General features: G+C 36.2%; 17 protein-coding genes and 1 pseudogene. 10 read left to right on the forward strand and 8 right to left on the reverse strand.

Annotated elements, in window-relative coordinates; all coding sequences use genetic code 11:
• Position 1: 1 nt before the first annotated feature.
• Positions 2-2,143 (reverse strand): ATP-dependent Clp protease ATP-binding subunit, encoded by a 2,142-nt coding sequence (locus MKX65_RS07175; protein ID WP_340903018.1) that lies wholly within the window; start codon positions 2,141-2,143, stop codon positions 2-4.
• Between the two features lie 210 nt (positions 2,144-2,353).
• Between MKX65_RS07175 and MKX65_RS07180 the strand changes: the two genes are divergently transcribed.
• Complete coding sequence (locus MKX65_RS07180; protein WP_340903019.1) at positions 2,354-3,400, forward strand: YkvI family membrane protein; 1,047 nt, start codon at positions 2,354-2,356, stop codon at positions 3,398-3,400.
• 23 nt (positions 3,401-3,423) lie between these two features.
• Here the strand turns inward: MKX65_RS07180 and MKX65_RS07185 are convergent, their stop codons facing one another.
• The 3 genes from MKX65_RS07185 to MKX65_RS07195 all read right to left on the reverse strand — a co-directional run bounded on the left by MKX65_RS07185 (position 3,424) and on the right by MKX65_RS07195 (position 5,114).
• Positions 3,424-4,080, reverse strand: coding sequence for a hypothetical protein (locus MKX65_RS07185; protein ID WP_340903021.1), 657 nt, complete (start codon positions 4,078-4,080; stop codon positions 3,424-3,426).
• A 78-nt stretch (positions 4,081-4,158) separates the two neighbouring features.
• Positions 4,159-4,770 carry a CPBP family glutamic-type intramembrane protease gene (locus MKX65_RS07190; protein WP_160548698.1) on the reverse strand — a complete coding sequence of 204 codons (612 nt, stop codon included), beginning with the start codon at positions 4,768-4,770 and terminating at the stop codon, positions 4,159-4,161.
• 155 nt (positions 4,771-4,925) lie between these two features.
• Positions 4,926-5,114: a YkvS family protein gene (locus MKX65_RS07195; protein ID WP_066058257.1), complete on the reverse strand. Its 189-nt coding sequence runs from the start codon at positions 5,112-5,114 to the stop codon at positions 4,926-4,928.
• Between the two features lie 214 nt (positions 5,115-5,328).
• Between MKX65_RS07195 and MKX65_RS07200 the strand changes: the two genes are divergently transcribed.
• A complete protein-coding gene (locus MKX65_RS07200; protein ID WP_445677947.1) occupies positions 5,329-5,499 on the forward strand; it encodes a hypothetical protein in 171 nt (56 codons plus the stop codon).
• A 15-nt stretch (positions 5,500-5,514) separates the two neighbouring features.
• The gene (locus MKX65_RS07205; protein WP_340903028.1) at positions 5,515-6,246 is read left to right on the forward strand and encodes an SDR family oxidoreductase; all 732 of its coding nucleotides are present in this window, start codon (positions 5,515-5,517) and stop codon (positions 6,244-6,246) included.
• Positions 6,247-6,275: 29 nt separating this feature from the next.
• On the opposite strand, the gene MKX65_RS07210 is transcribed toward MKX65_RS07205, so the two are convergent.
• Positions 6,276-6,659 (reverse strand): PilZ domain-containing protein, encoded by a 384-nt coding sequence (locus MKX65_RS07210; protein WP_340903030.1) that lies wholly within the window; start codon positions 6,657-6,659, stop codon positions 6,276-6,278.
• 467 nt (positions 6,660-7,126) lie between these two features.
• Here MKX65_RS07210 and MKX65_RS07215 point away from each other — a divergent pair, with 467 nt between their 5' ends.
• Together MKX65_RS07215 and ptsP are read left to right on the forward strand one after the other, a co-directional pair.
• On the forward strand, positions 7,127-7,390 hold the full coding sequence (locus MKX65_RS07215) for a phosphocarrier protein HPr (protein ID WP_160548702.1): 264 nt from the start codon (positions 7,127-7,129) through the stop codon (positions 7,388-7,390).
• A gap of 2 nt (positions 7,391-7,392) precedes the next feature.
• Positions 7,393-9,108: a phosphoenolpyruvate--protein phosphotransferase gene (gene ptsP, locus MKX65_RS07220; RefSeq protein WP_340903032.1), complete on the forward strand. Its 1,716-nt coding sequence runs from the start codon at positions 7,393-7,395 to the stop codon at positions 9,106-9,108.
• 24 nt (positions 9,109-9,132) lie between these two features.
• On the opposite strand, the pseudogene MKX65_RS07225 reads toward ptsP, so the two are convergent.
• Positions 9,133-9,809: pseudogene (locus tag MKX65_RS07225) on the reverse strand (GNAT family N-acetyltransferase).
• Between the two features lie 135 nt (positions 9,810-9,944).
• Here MKX65_RS07225 and MKX65_RS07230 point away from each other — a divergent pair.
• Both MKX65_RS07230 and MKX65_RS07235 read left to right on the forward strand, forming a co-directional pair.
• Positions 9,945-10,394, forward strand: a complete 450-nt coding sequence (locus MKX65_RS07230) for a hypothetical protein (protein WP_160548704.1) — start codon at positions 9,945-9,947, stop codon at positions 10,392-10,394.
• A gap of 67 nt (positions 10,395-10,461) precedes the next feature.
• Positions 10,462-11,337: an NAD(P)-dependent oxidoreductase gene (locus tag MKX65_RS07235; protein WP_160548705.1), complete on the forward strand. Its 876-nt coding sequence runs from the start codon at positions 10,462-10,464 to the stop codon at positions 11,335-11,337.
• Positions 11,338-11,375: 38 nt separating this feature from the next.
• On the opposite strand, the gene MKX65_RS07240 is transcribed toward MKX65_RS07235, so the two are convergent.
• Positions 11,376-12,530 carry an aminotransferase A gene (locus MKX65_RS07240; RefSeq protein ID WP_160548706.1) on the reverse strand — a complete coding sequence of 385 codons (1,155 nt, stop codon included), beginning with the start codon at positions 12,528-12,530 and terminating at the stop codon, positions 11,376-11,378.
• A gap of 284 nt (positions 12,531-12,814) precedes the next feature.
• Between MKX65_RS07240 and MKX65_RS07245 the strand changes: the two genes are divergently transcribed.
• Complete coding sequence (locus MKX65_RS07245; protein ID WP_160548707.1) at positions 12,815-13,720, forward strand: chemotaxis protein CheW; 906 nt, start codon at positions 12,815-12,817, stop codon at positions 13,718-13,720.
• 39 nt (positions 13,721-13,759) lie between these two features.
• On the opposite strand, the gene MKX65_RS07250 is transcribed toward MKX65_RS07245, so the two are convergent.
• Positions 13,760-14,224 (reverse strand): YkyB family protein, encoded by a 465-nt coding sequence (locus tag MKX65_RS07250; RefSeq protein WP_160548708.1) that lies wholly within the window; start codon positions 14,222-14,224, stop codon positions 13,760-13,762.
• A gap of 189 nt (positions 14,225-14,413) precedes the next feature.
• Here MKX65_RS07250 and ppx point away from each other — a divergent pair, with 189 nt between their 5' ends.
• Both ppx and MKX65_RS07260 read left to right on the forward strand, forming a co-directional pair.
• Positions 14,414-15,934 carry an exopolyphosphatase gene (gene ppx / locus MKX65_RS07255; RefSeq protein WP_160548709.1) on the forward strand — a complete coding sequence of 507 codons (1,521 nt, stop codon included), beginning with the start codon at positions 14,414-14,416 and terminating at the stop codon, positions 15,932-15,934.
• 14 nt (positions 15,935-15,948) lie between these two features.
• Complete coding sequence (locus MKX65_RS07260) at positions 15,949-18,039, forward strand: RNA degradosome polyphosphate kinase (RefSeq protein WP_340903035.1); 2,091 nt, start codon at positions 15,949-15,951, stop codon at positions 18,037-18,039.
• The last annotated feature ends 117 nt before the right edge of the window (positions 18,040-18,156 follow it).

Raw genomic sequence — 18,156 nt, forward strand, 5'->3', positions numbered from 1 at the left:
TCTATGCTTTCTTAATAATAACCTTATCATCCTCTACAACCGCGATTAATTCTTTACAATCAGGATCGTTTATAATAAAGTCCGAAATTTGATCTTCAATTTGGTCTTGAATCACTCTTCTTAACGGACGTGCTCCGAAAGAAGGAGAGTAACCTAAGGTAGCAAGTTTTCTTTTCACTTCATCAGTTACTGTTACAGCCATCTGTTGCTCTTTAAGCATACTATTTAAGTCTTTAATCATAATATCAACAATTTGAAGTAAATCCTCTTCTTTTAATGATGAGAATTCGATAATAGCATCAAAACGATTGAGGAACTCAGGCTTAAAGTATGATCCTAATGTAGCTAATAAATTGCTTTCGAGTTCGTGATGATCATTTCCAAAGCCAACCTTTACCGTCTTATGGCCGACACCTGCATTGGAAGTCATAATAATAACCGTATCTTTAAAACTGACTGTTCTGCCTTGGCTATCCGTTAATCTACCGTCTTCAAGGATTTGAAGGAACATATTTAGAACGTCTGGATGTGCTTTTTCAATCTCATCTAGCAAAATAATGTTATAAGGATTTCGTCTCACTTGTTCCGTTAACTGTCCAGATTCCTCATGTCCCACATAACCAGGAGGAGAACCAATTAGTTTAGATACGCTGTGCTTTTCCATGTATTCACTCATATCTAAGCGAATCATAGAGTTTTTTGAACCAAATAGTTCTTCAGCTAATGACTTGGACAATTCTGTTTTTCCGACACCGGTTGGACCAACGAAAAGGAAGGATCCAATAGGACGTCCTTTTGCTTTTAAACCAGCTCGACTTCGACGAATAGCTTTTACTACTTTTTTCACAGCTTCCTGCTGTCCAATTACCTTATTTGATAAGTAACCTTCAAGTTTTTGTAGCTTTTCTTGTTCAGATTGCTCAAGTTTACCTACAGGAATTCTAGTTTTCTTTTCAATTAATTCATGGATATGCTCTACTTTTACCATTGGTCTATGATCAAGGTCTACTTGAGAAAACTGTTGCTCAAGTTCTTTTTCTTCTTCACGTAGCTTGGCAGCGAGCTCATATTTTTCTTCCTTTAAAACTTTTTCTTTTTCTATAGCGATTTCCTTCAAGCGATTTTCAATGCCTTCCTTATTAGAATAATTAGATATTAAGTTCAGCTTTGAACCGGCTTCATCAAGTAAATCAATCGCTTTATCAGGAAGAAATCGATCTTGAATGTATCGATGGGATAAATTCACACATGCTACGATTGCCTCGTCTGTAAATACTACCTCATGATAGTCCTCGTATTTCCTTTTTAAACCTTTAAGGATTTCAATCGCCTCGGATATTGTTGGTTCTTGTACTTGAACCGGTTGGAAACGTCTTTCAAGAGCGGCGTCCTTCTCAATTTTTCTATACTCTTTTAAAGTTGTTGCGCCAATAAGTTGAAGTTCGCCACGTGCTAATGCTGGCTTTAATATATTCCCAGCGTCCATCGAGCCTTCTGCACTCCCGGCACCAACTAACTGATGAATTTCGTCAATAAATAGGATAATATTTTTCTTTTGCTGAAGCTCAAGGATTATTTCTTTCATTCTCTCTTCAAATTGGCCACGGATACCTGTGTTTGATACTAAAGAAGCTACATCCAAAAGGTAAACTTGGCTGTTTTTAAGTTTGTTTGGAACATTTCCTTCAGCAATCTTAACTGCCAGGTGCTCTGCAATGGCTGTTTTACCAACACCAGGTTCACCTATTAAGACAGGATTATTTTTATTTCTTCTATTTAAGATTTCAATGACACGGTTAACCTCTTCTTCACGGCCAATCACTGGATCAATTAAACCAGCCTGTGCCATTGTCGTTAAGTTTCGTCCGAATTGATCAATGAAGCCCCCGTTCCCAGTGTTTTTCTGTGGAGTCTCCATATTTCTTTGTGGTTTGCCTTTTTGATTCATATTCATAGGTTGAAAGAATGATTCGAAAGGGGGGAAAGGTTGAAAACCAGATAGGTTTGGTCCCAAAGTTGATAACATCTTGTCGCGCTCCTTCTGGAAGCAGCTTTGACAAAGATGTAGTTGATTTTCATTCCCATTAATCGTCATTCTTACAGCAATAGTTGCTTCTGTTATTTGACATGTTTGACAAAGCATACATTTCTCCTCCTATTTTTAAAGTTGACTTTGACTAACTTTGACCTTTTGTATTTTGATTATACTTTGACCTTTTTTGACTTTCAAGTATTTTGATTACATTTTTTTTGTAAGATTGTTCCAAGGATGGTTGATATTCTTTTCATCCTGAAAAAGCTCGTCATTGTTTGTCCTTCTTTTCATATAATTAAAAGGAAGGGGGGAGATGGGGTGAAAAAGAAGTGGGGGGCAGCGCTTCAGCTTGCTGCAGTTTACGTAGGAACTGTTGTAGGTGCTGGGTTTGCCACAGGAAAGGAAATCGTAGAGTTTTTCTCCCGATTTGGTTTTATTGGACTAATAGGGATTTTAATTAGTGGTTATATTTTTATCTTTTTAGGCTCTAAACTCATGCGGCTAGCAGCAAGAATGCGAGCTAAATCATATCAGGAGTTAAATACATTTTTGTTCGGCCCTTATTTAGGCGGGGCTATAAATATTTTAATGTTATTCATGTTACTCGGAGTGAGTGCTGTTATGTTAAGCGGTGCCGGTGCCGTTTTTCAGGAGCAGCTAGGTCTTTCGAGAAGTTTAGGAATCATGCTAACGATAGCTCTTTCTTTTATCGTCATGATTGTTGGAACCAAAGGTTTATTTGCCGTTAATACTTTTGTGGTACCGATGATGATTTGTTTTAGTTTTATGTTATTTTTGGTTACGATTCAGCAACCTCATTTTCTTGAACAGCTTTTGTTTATTCCTCCGGCTGACGATGGATGGAAGTCTGTTGTTAACCCGTTTTCCTATACGGCTTTTAATATTGGGCTTGCCCAAGCGGTGCTTGTCCCAGTTGCAGCAGAAATAGAAGATGAAGATACGGTAAAGTGGGGGGGAATTATTGGGGGTGCTGCGTTAACGCTTATTCTGCTTTCTAGTCATGCGACATTAATCATGCTCCCTAATTTAGAAATATACGAGATACCAATGGCTGCTATTATGAAAGATCTAGCTTATGGTTTTTATTGGATTTATGTACTGATTATTTATGGAGAGATTTTTACATCCGTTATTGGTAATGTATATGGTCTTGAGAAGCAACTCAATCATTACTTAAAACTTCCTAGCATTGTTTGGGTATGCATTATTTTTGTCATTTCATACTTAGGTAGTTTTGTAAATTATGGAACATTGCTTTCCTACCTATACCCGATATTTGGTTACGTCACGATCATATTTATTGTTCTTTTGTGGATGAAGCCTCTGGATTCCGTCAAAAAATAAGACTCGGAAAAAATCTCCGAGTCTTATTTGGCTTCGTTAACTATGGTTTCTGCCATTTTTATAAATGAGTCGCGATAATCTAAAGATTCTTTTGTGAAAGAGGTTAGTTTGATTACTCCTTCATTGTTTTTAACCAGGTAAGAAGTAATAACCTCTTCATTTATCCTAGCTTCATACACCTTACTATTTGCAAAAAACTCAAGCTCCGGTGGGTTGATTTCATTTACTTCAGAAGCTACAGCCTGTAACTGTTCGACCGCCGTCTGTTCAGTAGAATCCCAGTCCACATCCTTTGGTAAGAGTTCGACCCTCATAAAAATTTCACCATCATTTGAAAGCATGACTACGTCCTTATTTGGTTCTTCTGCTGTTAGTTCATAATCTGGAAGGATATACATTGAATATCCTTGATTATCACTATGTTTTAAAAATGCTGTTTGTTCTTTTGTTTCTCCATTTAGTGTATAGGTTAAATTATTTTCAAGAAGGCGAATCATTGTATCCGATGGATCAGTTTCTTCATTATTATCCTCTTGAACCGAACCTTCTTCCGGTTCTACGTTTTCCTGTTGTGGGGATGTCCCATTTTTGGCTTCCTCTAGGCTGGTTTCTCCAGTTCCACAGGCTGTTAACACTGCAGCGAGTAAGCCAATGGTTATATACAAATTAATAAATTTCACTTACATATCCTCCTAATTGTTTATTTGAGAGTCTTATCATAATAGACGGAAGTGGTTTAGAAAGGTTACATAGCCAATCTAACTTAATGGAAGCAGGACTAACAAAAATAAATCAAATACAAGGTGTGAAACAATTAGTAAAGGAATGCTCCTCTTCCAAACGTAGAGGCTTGACCAAACTAGACCGGCAACAATTGAAGCGAGGATCAGGTGGCTTGACCCTGAGTATATGTTGACAGAAGTATATAATAAAGTTGATAGCAAAATACTGGGTAGGATTTTTAACCGTCCAATAAGTCGTTTTAAAATAAATCCTCGCCAGAAGATTTCTTCCCCAGGAATGATGATAAGAAATAAGACGATGTATTGCCATATTTGAGTAGGAGACATTTGTTTATAAAGCTTAGCAACCGATCCTTTTAACGGAAGATCAATGATATGTATGATGATATTACCTAGGTAAAATAAGCCAAATAAACTTACTCCTGATAACACACCATACGTCAAATAAATTTGAATGGGTTGCTGGTCATCCATTTCCTCTTGAAGAATGGTGTAAGTAATTAGAAACAGCATCGAAGCTGTGAATAGGTACCAAAACACATTTTTTTCTTGAAAAGTAATGAATAACAATACATGGGCAAGTAAAATACCGAAAATTATTCTTGCATCCAATTTTTTCTGAAGCATATTATGGCTCCTTTCCTAAAGCATGGTCTTACATTTATTGAAAAAAAGAAGAAACCTCTTACATAAGAGGTTTCCCACATTATAACCTATTTTTATTTTCGAGACAAAAAAGGATGCTACTAAACATGTAGAATGCGCTTCCAATTAGTTCGTTTCTAAAATGAAGATTCTTTAATAACCTTATAGTTTTTATGATTTACAACAGTTCTTTGGTCTAATTCAAGATCCCGATAATTGTCCATATAAGTAAGGTCTACAATTACTGAATTTTCGTTTACTTTTTCAACAATTCCCTGTAACCCGTCTCTAAATTCGATCACGTTCCCCACTTCAGCTCTTTTCAATGTCGCTCTCTCCTTTTCTTTCCAGATGACGATATTATAAACATTTTGCACTACTTTTTCCTGTACGTAAAGAATTTTTTGTAAATTTTAATAATTATTTATTATATTAATAGTTTTTAAGAGAATGTATAGTCGATTTTGAAACCCTTTATCTTTTATATATAATAAATCTATAAGGGAGGGATTGTATTTGGAAAAAGATTTGATTTTAGAAATGATTGAAAAATTAAGAAGTGGACAAATAAATGAGTGGAATGTAGATAAAGAAGTATTCCTAGATGTAAGGGCTGTGATTGTAGCTTTGGAAGATTTTAAACATTTCAGAGGGATTGCCCAAAGAAGTGGGGGTGTGATTTATCAGTACTTACAAGAACCTAGAAGCTAGGGAAGGTGGACAAATATGTATAATGAAAAAATCGTAATTATTACAGGTGGTGCCAGTGGTATTGGTGCTGGAATTGTTCATGCTTTTTATGAAGCTGGTGCAAAGGTAGTTATTGCTGATTACAATACAGAAAATGGTAAGCAAGCAGAGAAGAAATATAACTGTGAGAGGGTAAGTTTTTTTGAAACTGATGTTTCAAACGAGCAATCAGTTGTTTCTTTGGTTACTTTTGTAATGGAGAGATACGGTCGAGTGGATATTCTGATTAATAATGCAGGTATTTCCTCTTTTTCAAATTTCTACGAAATGACCGTGGAACAATGGGATAGAGTAATAAATACCAATTTAAAGGGTGTTTTCCTCTGTTCGAGGGAGGTTGCCAAGGTGATTGAAGAAGGAGGATCGATCGTTAATATCTCTTCAACTAGGGCCAATATGTCCGAACCACATTCGGAAGCATATGCAGCATCAAAAGGTGGAATTGTAGCATTGACCCATGCATTAGCAGCTACATTATCTGAAAAGAAAGTGAGAGTCAATTGCATAAGTCCAGGTTGGATAGAAACGAATCATTACGATGAGCTTCGTGAAATCGACCATTCACAGCATTTTTCTAGAAGGGTTGGTAAGCCAAGTGACATTGCGCGAGGATGTTTATTCTTATGTGACCCGAATAATGATTTCATTACTGGTACAAATATGACCATTGATGGAGGAATGACGAAAAAGATGATTTACGAGGAGTAAGTAAAAAGCTACCAAAGTTAGGTAGCTTTTTAGTCTAGATTTTTTGATTCATTGTGAACCATTTTTGTGTAAATTTTAAGGACGTTGACGATTTCTTTTTTGGTTTCCTTATCATCTAAACCAGTAAATCCGTATACCCACATTTTGCCTTCGGTCTTTTTCCATTTTGGCTTTCCAAGAACATTAATGAATCGCTCAGCTAATAAAAATGAAATCTCTAGCAAAAAATCATTTTGATCAATGGGTAAATTAATCGGTGATCTGAATTTGATCCCATTTGGGCTAATATCTACTATATAAGCAATTGCGGATTTAACATCCCCTTGCTTTCCATTTATGCTTACAATTTTAAATGTTCCATGAATAGGCTGTTGAAATTGAAATCTAAAGGCCTCTTGTCTTTTATAAATCACGTTTATCACCTTGTAAGAAAATGTAACAAATAACTGATTACTAAAATCATACATTTACCATTTATTGATTACAAGTATTTTATTTCCACGATTTTTATCAAACACCCACTTTATTGGATAATATTTACCATTCTAACTCATGTTGGAAAATTTGAATATTATGAGTAAAAATGTAAGCGGTTAAATAAAAAAACTGTGAAATTTCCTCTACAATTGTGGCTTTTTCATTGTATACACGCTAAGGAAATGCTATTCTTTTTTTTGAGATGTCGATTGTCTGATAACCCTAAGAACTTTAGTCGGCGTTAACTATCTATATTTAATGAATAAAAACGACAGTGGAAAAAATACTAAAGTATGCTGTATATTTTTCAATGTCGGATTGAATAGGTAAAGTGAAGGAATTAGACAATTAACGAGAAACATCTTAGCAAATATATGTATAGGAAAAAGGAGTTTGATTAACCATGGCAGAAAAACAATTTAAAATTATAGCTGAAACAGGAATTCACGCTCGTCCTGCAACATTATTAGTACAAGCAGCTAGCAAGTTCGATGCTGATATTAACCTTGAGTACAAAGGGAAAAAAGTAAACCTTAAGTCAATCATGGGTGTTATGTCTCTAGGAGTTGGACAAGGAGCTGACATTACTATTTCTGCAGTAGGTGGAGATGAGCAAGAAGCACTAGCTAGTCTTGAAGAAACTTTGAAAAAAGAAGGTTTAGCATAAAAATGAACTTTTTAAATGGAATTGCTGCATCTAGCGGAATAGCAATCGCAAAAGCATACCGTTTGGTAGAACCTGATTTAACCTTTACAAAAAAGTCAATCGACAACGATACAGTTGAAATTGATCGTTTCCGTGCGGCACTTGATCAATCAAAGGTTGAACTTGAAGGTATTAGAGACAAGGCAAAAGTAGAATTAGGTGCTGATAAGGCAGCTATTTTTGAAGCGCATTTGCTCGTACTAAGTGATCCAGAGCTTGTTTCTCCAATTGAAGATAAAATTAAAACAGATAAAGTAAATGCTGAATTTGCTTTAAAAGAAACAGCGGATATGTTTGTAGCGATGTTTGAGTCAATGGACAATGAATACATGAAGGAAAGAGCTGCTGATATTCGCGACGTAACAAAGCGCGTTCTTTCTCATTTACTAGGTGTACAACTTGTTAACCCTAGTATGATTTCAGAAGAAGTTATTATCGTTGCTGAAGATCTTACACCATCAGATACTGCACAGCTAAACCGTCAATTTGTGAAAGGCTTTACAACTGACATCGGAGGTAGAACTTCTCACTCTGCAATTATGGCCCGCTCTATGGAAATTCCTGCAGTTGTAGGTACTAAAACTGCAACAGAAGAAATCCAAAACGGCGATCTTGTAATTGTAGATGGATTAAATGGACAAGTCTATATTAATCCGACTGCTGAGGAAGTTGAACGTTTCAAGTCTGAGCACGCTGCTTTTGAAGCACAAAAAGCTGAGTGGGCAAAGCTTGTTAACGAGCAAACGGTTACTTCTGATGGTCACCATGTGGAGCTTGCTGCAAATATTGGAACACCTAAAGATCTTAAAGGTGTTATTAACAATGGTGGCGAAGGTGTGGGACTTTACCGTACTGAATTCCTTTACATGGGTCGTGACCAACTTCCAACTGAAGAAGAGCAGTTTGAATCGTACAAAGCTGTTCTAGAAGGAATGGATGGAAAGCCAGTTGTTGTTCGTACATTAGACATTGGTGGAGACAAAGAGCTTCCTTACTTAAACTTACCGAAGGAAATGAATCCATTCTTAGGATTCCGTGCGATCCGTTTATGTCTTGAAGAGCAAGACATGTTCCGTACGCAACTTCGCGCACTTCTTCGTGCAAGTGTATATGGAAACCTAAAAATTATGTTCCCAATGATTGCAACACTTTCTGAATTCCGTCAAGGAAAAGCCATTCTTGAAGAAGAACGTCAAAAGCTTCAAGCTGAAGGAGTAGCTGTTTCTGAGAAAATTGAACTTGGAATCATGGTAGAAATCCCTTCTACTGCTGTTATTGCAGATCAATTTGCTAAGGAAGTTGATTTCTTCAGTATTGGAACAAATGACTTAATTCAATACACAATGGCTGCAGACCGTATGAACGAGAGAGTATCTTACTTGTATCAGCCATACAATCCAGCTATTTTACGCTTAGTAAAAATGGTTATTGACGCTGCACACAAAGAAGGCAAGTGGGCTGGAATGTGTGGAGAAATGGCGGGCGACGAGCAAGCGATCCCTGTTCTTCTCGGCTTAGGTTTAGATGAGTTCTCTATGAGTGCAACATCTATCCTAAAAGCACGTTCTCAAATCCGTAACCTGTCAAAATCAGATATGGAAACATTAGCTTCAGAAGTGCTTCAAATGAGCACGACGGAAGAAGTGTTAGAAGCAGTAGCGAAAGCAACTCAACGCTAAAAAAAGAGACCCAACTGATTCATATCAGTTGGGTCTTTTTGATAAGAAAGGATTGTTCCATTCCATCAGAAGTCCGTAATTCAACGAATGTTCATCCTCTAAATAATCCTTTACAGCTACGACAGGTGTTCTTCCACATCTCAATAAAAAGGTGATAACAGGGTCCTGAAATTCTCCTATTATCAACTTCTCAACATATTCCTCTACCGAAAGTTGATCCGCATGCTTATGATACCCGGGCATCCGTCCTCCTCCTAGCAATCGCTCGAGCTTAAGTTGAACCACTGTTTCATACATGGACTGCATAAGCCATTTTCCTAACCCTAGTTTTCGATAAGAGGGTGAAATGCAGATATCGACTATGTCAAGGAATTACCACTTTCAGCATGGTTAGTAATGTATCCATTATCAGTTGCTTCCTCCCAAGTATGGCTTGGATGGTTTTTATCAAAATTGGTAATCAATCCTGTGATCGAACCGCATATCACACCTTCTACTTCTACACATAATGCTCCTTCAGGAAACAGTTCGACATGATTGGTTAACTGCTCTTCATTCCACCAAAGCTCAGAAGGAAAGGGGGGAGGAAACGCCTCCTGTTGAATCCGAATTAATTCTTGAAAGTCGTCTTTTGTATACGTGCGAATAATTGCTTTGGTTGGTTTGGAGGAGTTAAAAACATACAGTTCTTTATAATACATAATATCTCTCCCTTCTTCCTTGATTGTAAAATGAATGGAGTTCTGCAGTCAAATAAGGATGAATTGTAAACTTTAATTATTACCCGTTTATATATTACCTTTCTAGGCAATGGTAGGTGATAAAGGAGGACGATCATGAAGAAAGCCATTTTCGTATTGTGTTGTTCACTTATTTTAGTAGGATGTGATGGAAGCCAAAAACAATCGTTTATTAATCATTATGCAGATGTATTACTTACAAAAAATAATGAACTTCAGTTTCGGTTTAAATTTGATGAACGATTATTTTCTAAAGAAGAAATGTACAAAGTAAAGGTCTTAATCGAAAATAAACAGTTGGCAAAAGCGTTAGGAACAACAGAAATATATTACGGTGACCAATATGTTCATGATGGAAAACTACTGCATTTAGGAAATCAGGAGGAAATTTATTTATCAATGGATCCTATCCCTTTACAAATTGACTTACATACATTTGTATTAGAAGAGATGATTCAGCAAAAAAATGCAGTCAAGGTACAGATTTTTAATGAAGAGGATATGATCGTTTCAGGGTATGTCCAGAACTTTCAAACTCAGCTATAGTCATTTCTTTGATCAAATTGGTAATAAGTGATAAAATACTACTTATTTCTAACGGGGAGAAGTGAGTATGGAACTGAAGGCAAATAGCACAATCGGATTTATTGGTTTAGGTGTCATGGGGAAAAGTATGGCGAGAAATCTAGTAAAAGCAGGTTACGAGGTTGTTGCCTATACCCGTACAAAAGAAAAAGCGCTAGATATTTTAGATGATAATGTAGTTTGGATTGAATCACCAGAAGCTATGACTAAAAAGGCTGATATTATCATAACAATGGTGGGTTATCCATCAGATGTTGAACAAATATATCTCGGAGAAAAAGGAATTGTACATACAGCGAGACCCGGTTCTTTCTTAATAGATATGACGACCTCCACACCTACATTAGCTAAAAAAATAAATAACGAGTCTAAGAAAAAGGGAATCTATGCTGTAGACGCTCCTGTATCAGGTGGAGATATTGGTGCGAGAGAAGGCAAGCTTTCCATAATGGTTGGAGGAGATCAAGAGGTTTTTGAAGCATTAAACCCTATTTTTCAGGTGTTAGGAAGTAATATCGTGTATCAAGGAAGTGCTGGAGCTGGTCAGCATACTAAAATGTGTAATCAGATTGCGATTGCATCTAATATGCTAGGTGTTTGTGAGGCAGTGGTATACGCGGAAAAGGCTGGGCTTGACCCGACAACGGTACTTAAAAGTATTTCATCTGGAGCAGCAGGAAGCTGGTCTCTTTCAAATCTTGCACCAAGAATTATAGAAGGGGATTTTTCTCCAGGGTTTTATATCAAACACTTTATTAAAGATATGACCATTGCATTAAGTGAAGCGGAACAAATGGGAATGATGACTCCTGGTTTATCTCTTGCCAAATCGCTATACGAAAAATTAGCGGAACAAGGCGAGGAAAATAGTGGCACACAGGCTCTATATAAAAACTGGAAATAAATGAGACCCAAGCTTGAATTAGAGCTTGGGTTTCACTTTTATGACTGATGATCCTTTAAAAATGCCTCGAGCCTATTCAATGCCTCAGTAAGTACATCCATTGAGTAAGCAAATGAGATTCGTATATAGCCCTCACCAAGGGGTGAAAATGCGCTTCCGGGTACGACAGCTACGCCTCGTTCTCGAACTAATTGTAGGGCAAAGTCAAACGAATTGGTAAACGGTTCTGGAAGCTTCACAAAGAAATAAAAGGCTCCATCTGGTTTCACAACTGACAAATCCATGGTGGTTAATCTCTCAAATACATATTCTCTTCGTTCCATATAGGATTGTTTCATCTCAACAGCATCATTTATGCCCGCAGTAAGTGCCTCTAGTGCAGCCATTTGAGAAACAGAGGAAGCACAAGAGACATTATATTGATGTACTTTTAAAATATGTTCAGTTATAGAACTAGGAGCAAAAAGCATACCGATTCTCCAACCGGTCATCGAATGTGATTTTGAAAGACCATTGATAACGATCGTTTTTTCTTTTAAAATCGTGCCAATTGAGAAATGTTTATGGTCAAATACTAATTCACTGTAGATTTCGTCTGCTAATACAAAGATTTCTTTGTCTTTTAGTAATTCTGCAATAGCGCTTAATTCTTCCTTAGTTAAGCTCACTCCAGTAGGGTTAGACGGATAAGGTAAGACGATACAACGAGTTTTATCTGTTATGTAGTTATTAATAATGTCCGCGGTCATTCGAAAGTTGTTTTCTCTTGTATCCGCATATACAGGCCGAGCTCCGCATAATTTGATAATTGGTTCATAGCCAGGATATACGGGTCCTGGTAAAATAACCTCCACGCCTTCTTCTAAAATGGTCCGAAACGTAATATCTATCGCTTCGCTAGCTCCCGAGGTAATAATAATTTCATCGTTCGGATTGTAAGATAAATCGTATTTAGTTTGAACAAATTGGGCAGCTGCTGTTCGCAGTTCTATGTATCCAGCATTATGAGTATATGTAGTGAAATTTTCATCAATTGCTTTTTTTCCTGCTTCTTTCACATGCTCTGGGGTTGGGAAGTCTGGTTGGCCAAGCGTAAGCGAAATCATATCCTTTGTACCTGCAACCATATTAAAAAACTTACGAATTCCTGATATTTCAATGTTTTTTACTTTTGAATTAATCAAATGTTCCAAGTGATCACTCTCCTATGGGTTTATTTTATCATGTGAAGGAAGAAGAGTGAAAAATTCCTCTGAATTTTCATATTAATACGTGAATATTTTGTAGACTTCATTCAGCATGACTATCATCATAAAAATCAAATAGACGTGTTACTTTCATAGTATGCTAGTTGTCTAAAGATGGTAGAAAAGTAACATATTTTATATGAAAGTTAACTGTTAATTAGACCGTTTCGTGGTATAGTATTTGTATGCTAACACAGATATAATGCTAGCCAAAAGGGGTCGAACCGTTAATGGATAATAAAAAGGGAATTTTATTAGAAAGTGGAACAAATGAACTAGAAATTGTTGAATTTAGTATTGGCAAAAATAAATTTGGGATTAATGTGATTAAAGTGAAAGAAATAATAAATGCCGTTCAAGTTACCCAAGTACCTCATTCCCATCCCCATGTAGAAGGAATCATTGAGCTAAGAGGGGAAGTATTACCAGTAGTGAATGTGGCTAATGCATTAGGTTTCCCTCCTTCACAATCTCCCGAACAGGATAAGTTTATTGTTGCTGAATTTAACAAACAAAAAATTGTCTTTCATGTTCATACTGTTACACAAATTCACCGTATTTCTTGGGACCAAATTGAAAAGCCTTCAGAAATGTATCAAGGTCCTGAGAGTCAAATAATTGGAGTTGTAAAGCTTCATGGTGAAATGATCTTACTACTTGATTTTGAAAAGATTGTAGTTGAAATTAACCCAGAAACAGGGATTAACGTACAACAAGTTAAAAAGCTTGGTCAAAGAGAGAGATCAACAAAGAAATTGGTAGTTGCAGAGGATTCACCACTATTAAGAAAGCTTCTTCATGACACACTAAATGAAGCAGGGTTTACCAATATTGAGTTTTTTGAAAATGGAAAAGATGCCCTTCAATATTTAGAAGCCATCACTTCTCAAGGGAAAAGCATAACAGATGAAGTTCAACTCGTTATCACAGATATTGAAATGCCACAAATGGATGGACATCATTTTACAAGAAGAATAAAAGAAAATAGTCAAACGGCTAAATTGCCAGTTATTATCTTTTCTTCGTTAATTACCGATGATCTTCGTCATAAAGGGCAAATGGTTGGTGCAAACGCACAGGTTAGTAAACCTGAAATAGCTGAATTAGTTCAATTGATTGACAAGCATATTCTATAATGACAAAAGGGTGTTCCTAAGTTTAGGGACACCCTTTTTTTAAAAATAGCTTTCACCTAGCTTTTTAAAGACTGGTTTCTCATATTCTTTTTTCTTATAAGTAACTCTCGTTTCTTCTTTCAATCCAGTGTATTTAGATAGAAGCTTCTTTGCCTGATTGAGCGATAGAACAGCTCTTGGATTTCGTATATTATTATCTAATTTACCTAGGTGTGGAAGACTCTCAAAGTCCTGTTTTGAGGGAGGGAGATGAAAGGAGTAGTTTCCACATATAACGAGTACATCGGATTGTTGTTGACTGTATTTAGGATTGTTTGAGAAGTGTAAACCTTCCTTTCTCGCTTTTCCTTCTTTAATAAGCTTTTGTAAGGCATTTCGCTTCAATTCGTATAAAAATTTTGGATTTGGAGCGGTTTTTGCATGACGATTCACAATGAAGATTGCCTGTGAGAGGTTTTCTATCGTTGGTTTTAAGGGAGGATGATGTGATTTTTCCTGACTCAAGGTTTTGAGCTCCTTTCAATCGTTCAAACTACTGTAAGGTTATTATACCTTTTTTTAGTTGGAAAGAAAATGGTTCTGAAATGATTGATGATAAAAAAACAAGGTACTTGAGCTGGTTGGGTGGTTAGAGGAATGTCAAACGTGGAATAGAATAAATATAATAGTGAATAGTAAAGGAGTTTTGAATAAATGAAAAAATGGGCTGTTATCGATATTGGATCGAACACGATACGATTAGTGATTTATATAGAAACCATCAATCATTTCTACAAGGAAGTTGAAAATATTAAGGCTGTTGCAAGGCTAAGAAAGTACTTAAATGAAGAGAATGTTCTCTCCAATGAAGGAGTTCAGAAATGTTTAACGATCTTAAAAGGCTTTAAAGAAATTATTGACTTTAATGGAATAAATGAAGTGAAATGCGTGGCCACGGCAACGATCCGACAGGCAGTGAATAAGTCTGATGTTCTAGAAAGGGTAAAGGGAGTACTAGGTTTTGATATCCAAATTTTAAGTGAAGAGGAAGAAGCTTATCTTGGTTTTTTAGCCGTAGTGAACACAACAGCCGTAAAAGATGGTGTGACCATTGACATTGGTGGGGGAAGCACAGAAATTACGTATTATGAGAATAAGAAGCTTGTTCAATTCCATAGTTTTCCATTTGGTGTCGTGTCTTTAAAGGAAAAATTTATGGGTGGGAGCCGGATGACTAATGATGAAAGGATGGCTCTGCAAAAAATGGTTTTGGAAGCTTTTGAATCATTACCTTGGCTAAAAAACAAACAGATTCCAATTGTCGCCATTGGGGGTAGCGCGAGAAACATCGCTCAAGTCCATCAACATTTAAAAAATTATCCATTAGCAGGAATTCATCAGTATGGTATGAGCCCTGATGATTTACATAATATATTGCAAATGATGGAGAGTATGGAGGTTACTGAGATCGAAAAATTGGAGGGACTTTCAAAAGACAGAGCAGACATTATCCTCCCAGCCATTGAAGTATTCGATATGCTTTGTAAGTATGTTCAAGCAACACGTTTTATTTTTAGTAAAAGAGGTCTAAGAGAAGGAATCCTCTACAAAGAAAAAGCCGGTGGAAAGAATCCATCTGATTTTATTTTAGAAAACAGTATTGATCACCTGGTTAGAGATTATGGGATTGAGGAGGGCCATTCTGATCATGTGGCCTGGTTAGCAAAACAAATTTACTTCGAACTTTCTAATGTTTTCGGGAATAAAACAAATGAATATAGTGATCGTCTAATTGAACAAAGTGCACGTATCTATTATATCGGACAATACGTCGATTCAGATGTTAGTAGCCAGCATACTTTTAACCTCCTAGCTCATCAATCAATTGACGGAATTACACATAAGGAAAGACTGATTCTTGCCTTGATTGCTTCGTATAAAAACTGGGCACTATTAAAGCAATATTCCACACCTTTTATCGAATGGTTTTCAAAAGGAGAATTAAAGGATATTCGCATAGCTGGTTCAATGGTGAAGCTTGCTTCTGCATTGGACTCATCCAAACGTATGCTGGTGAAGAAAATAAAAGTACAAAAAAGGCAGGATGAGCTCGTTTTTCAACTATCTTGTGTGGGTAATACATTTGTTGAACAGTATCAAGCGGAAAAGCAGATTCGTCATTTAGAGAAGTCTTTAAAATATAAAATTATTCTTGAATTCATATCAGATAGATAAGGATGGGAGACCAAATGAATGGTGAAAGGCAATACAATCTACCTTCCTATTATAATAATCGTGAATTAAGTTGGTTAGCTTTTAATGAAAGGGTACTAGAAGAGGCACTTGATACGAGTAATCCACTTCTTGAGAGGCTTAAATTTCTATCGATATTTAGTTCTAATCTTGATGAGTTTTTTATGGTAAGAGTGGCTGGTTTACAGGATCAAGTGGATGCAGGATATAATAGGCCAGAAAATAAGGCAGGATTAACTCCGAAACAACAGCTGGACGAAATTTCTAAGCTTACTCATAAGCTGGTGAACACTCAATGTGAAACCTTTACCAATGTTCTGCTCCCGGAACTTAAAAAGGAATCTATTTACCTTCTTGCCATTACTAGTTTGGAAAAAAATCAACTTTCTTTTTTAGAAGACTATTTTGAAGAACAAATCTTTCCTGTATTAACTCCGATGGCTATTGACGCTTATCGTCCATTCCCGATGCTATCAAACAAAAGTTTAAACCTTGCCGTTTTACTAGAAGAAAACATAGAGAGCCAAGTGAGTAACCGTCTAGCTTTTGTTCAGGTTCCAGCAGTTCTTAATCGTTTTATAAGTATACCTAGTGACGAAGGAAGCTCATTTGTTCTATTAGAAAATGTGATTTGCTACTTTATACATAAGTTGTTTAAAGGATATAAAGTAGTATCAGTTACTCCTTTTCGGATAACGAGAAATGCTGATTTAACAATTCATGAAGAGGGGTCTAGAGACCTGTTATTAGAAATTGAAAAAGTCCTAAAAAAACGGAAGTGGGGAGCGGCTGTTCGTTTAGAAGTGAGTGATGACCATTTTGATAACTCTGTAGTTGAGCATTTAACAAAAGAACTGGAGTTAGATGATGAGGATGTATACAAAATTATTGGTCCTCTCGACCATACATTTTTGGCGAATTTTTCAAAACATTTATCAAGAAAAAGAGAGCATTTGAGCTTTGAAGCTTTTATTCCTCAAAAGCCAGTAGATCTTAATTTTGACGAAGATCTATTTTCAAAGTTACTTGAACAAGATGTTTTATTGCATCACCCATACGAATCGTTTCAACCTGTTGTCGACTTTGTTACCGAAGCCGCCAGTGACCCGGATGTTTTAGCGATTAAACAAACATTGTATCGTGTAAGTGGTGATTCCCCTATTATTAAGGCTCTTAAGAATGCTGCCGAAAATGGAAAGCAGGTGACTGTTCTAGTCGAGTTAAAAGCTAGATTTGATGAGGAAAACAATGTTCATTGGGCAAAAGAACTAGAGAAAGCTGGCTGTCATGTTATATATGGTATGACCCACTTAAAGACGCATAGTAAGATTACATTAGTAGTTAGAAGAAGAAATCAAACGATAGAAAGATTTGTTCATTTAGGGACGGGTAACTACAATGACCAAACAGCCAATTATTATACAGACTTAGGCTATTTAACTTCCAAACGAAAATTTGGTATCGATGCAACCAATTTTTTTAATTTTTTGAGCGGATATACAGAGAAGCCAAAGTATAATCATATCGTGGTTGCACCGTATGATATAAGAGGAAAGTTTATTGAATTAATTGACCAGGAAATCACCTATCATAAGCAATACAAAAATGGACGAATTATAGCCAAGATGAACTCCCTAACTGATAAGGAATTAATCATGAAACTTTATGAAGCGTCGTCTTCTGGAGTGAAAATCGATTTAATTATTCGAGGCATATGCTGCTTAAAACCAAAAATTCCAAGGGTTAGTGAAAATATTCGGGTTATAAGTATTGTTGGTCGCTTTTTGGAGCATAGTCGTATTTATTATTTCTACCATAACGGGGAGGAGCAGGTATATTTGTCCTCTGCCGATATGATGACTAGAAATATGGAGAAACGAGTAGAAATTTTATTTCCAATCTTTGAAAATCATCACAAAGACAGAATCAACCATATATTGAAACTCCAGCTTTCGGACAATGTAAAAGCAAGAGAACAGCATCAAGATGGGAAATACTCTTATATTTCGTCAAACCATGGAAATTTACTAAATCATCAAGTCGAACTAATGAAAGAAACCTATCAATTAAGAGAAGATGAAGAATAAAGAGATACGCTAGGTGTCTCTTTTTTGCTTTTTATATTGTTGTACACTTTTCAAAACAACTTGACGATTCTATCGATATTTAAGGATAATATAAGTTAAGAAGTTTTTAACACAACC

The sequence above is a fragment of the Robertmurraya sp. FSL R5-0851 genome (assembly GCF_038002965.1).
Lineage (GTDB): Bacteria > Bacillota > Bacilli > Bacillales > Cytobacillaceae > Robertmurraya_A > Robertmurraya_A beringensis.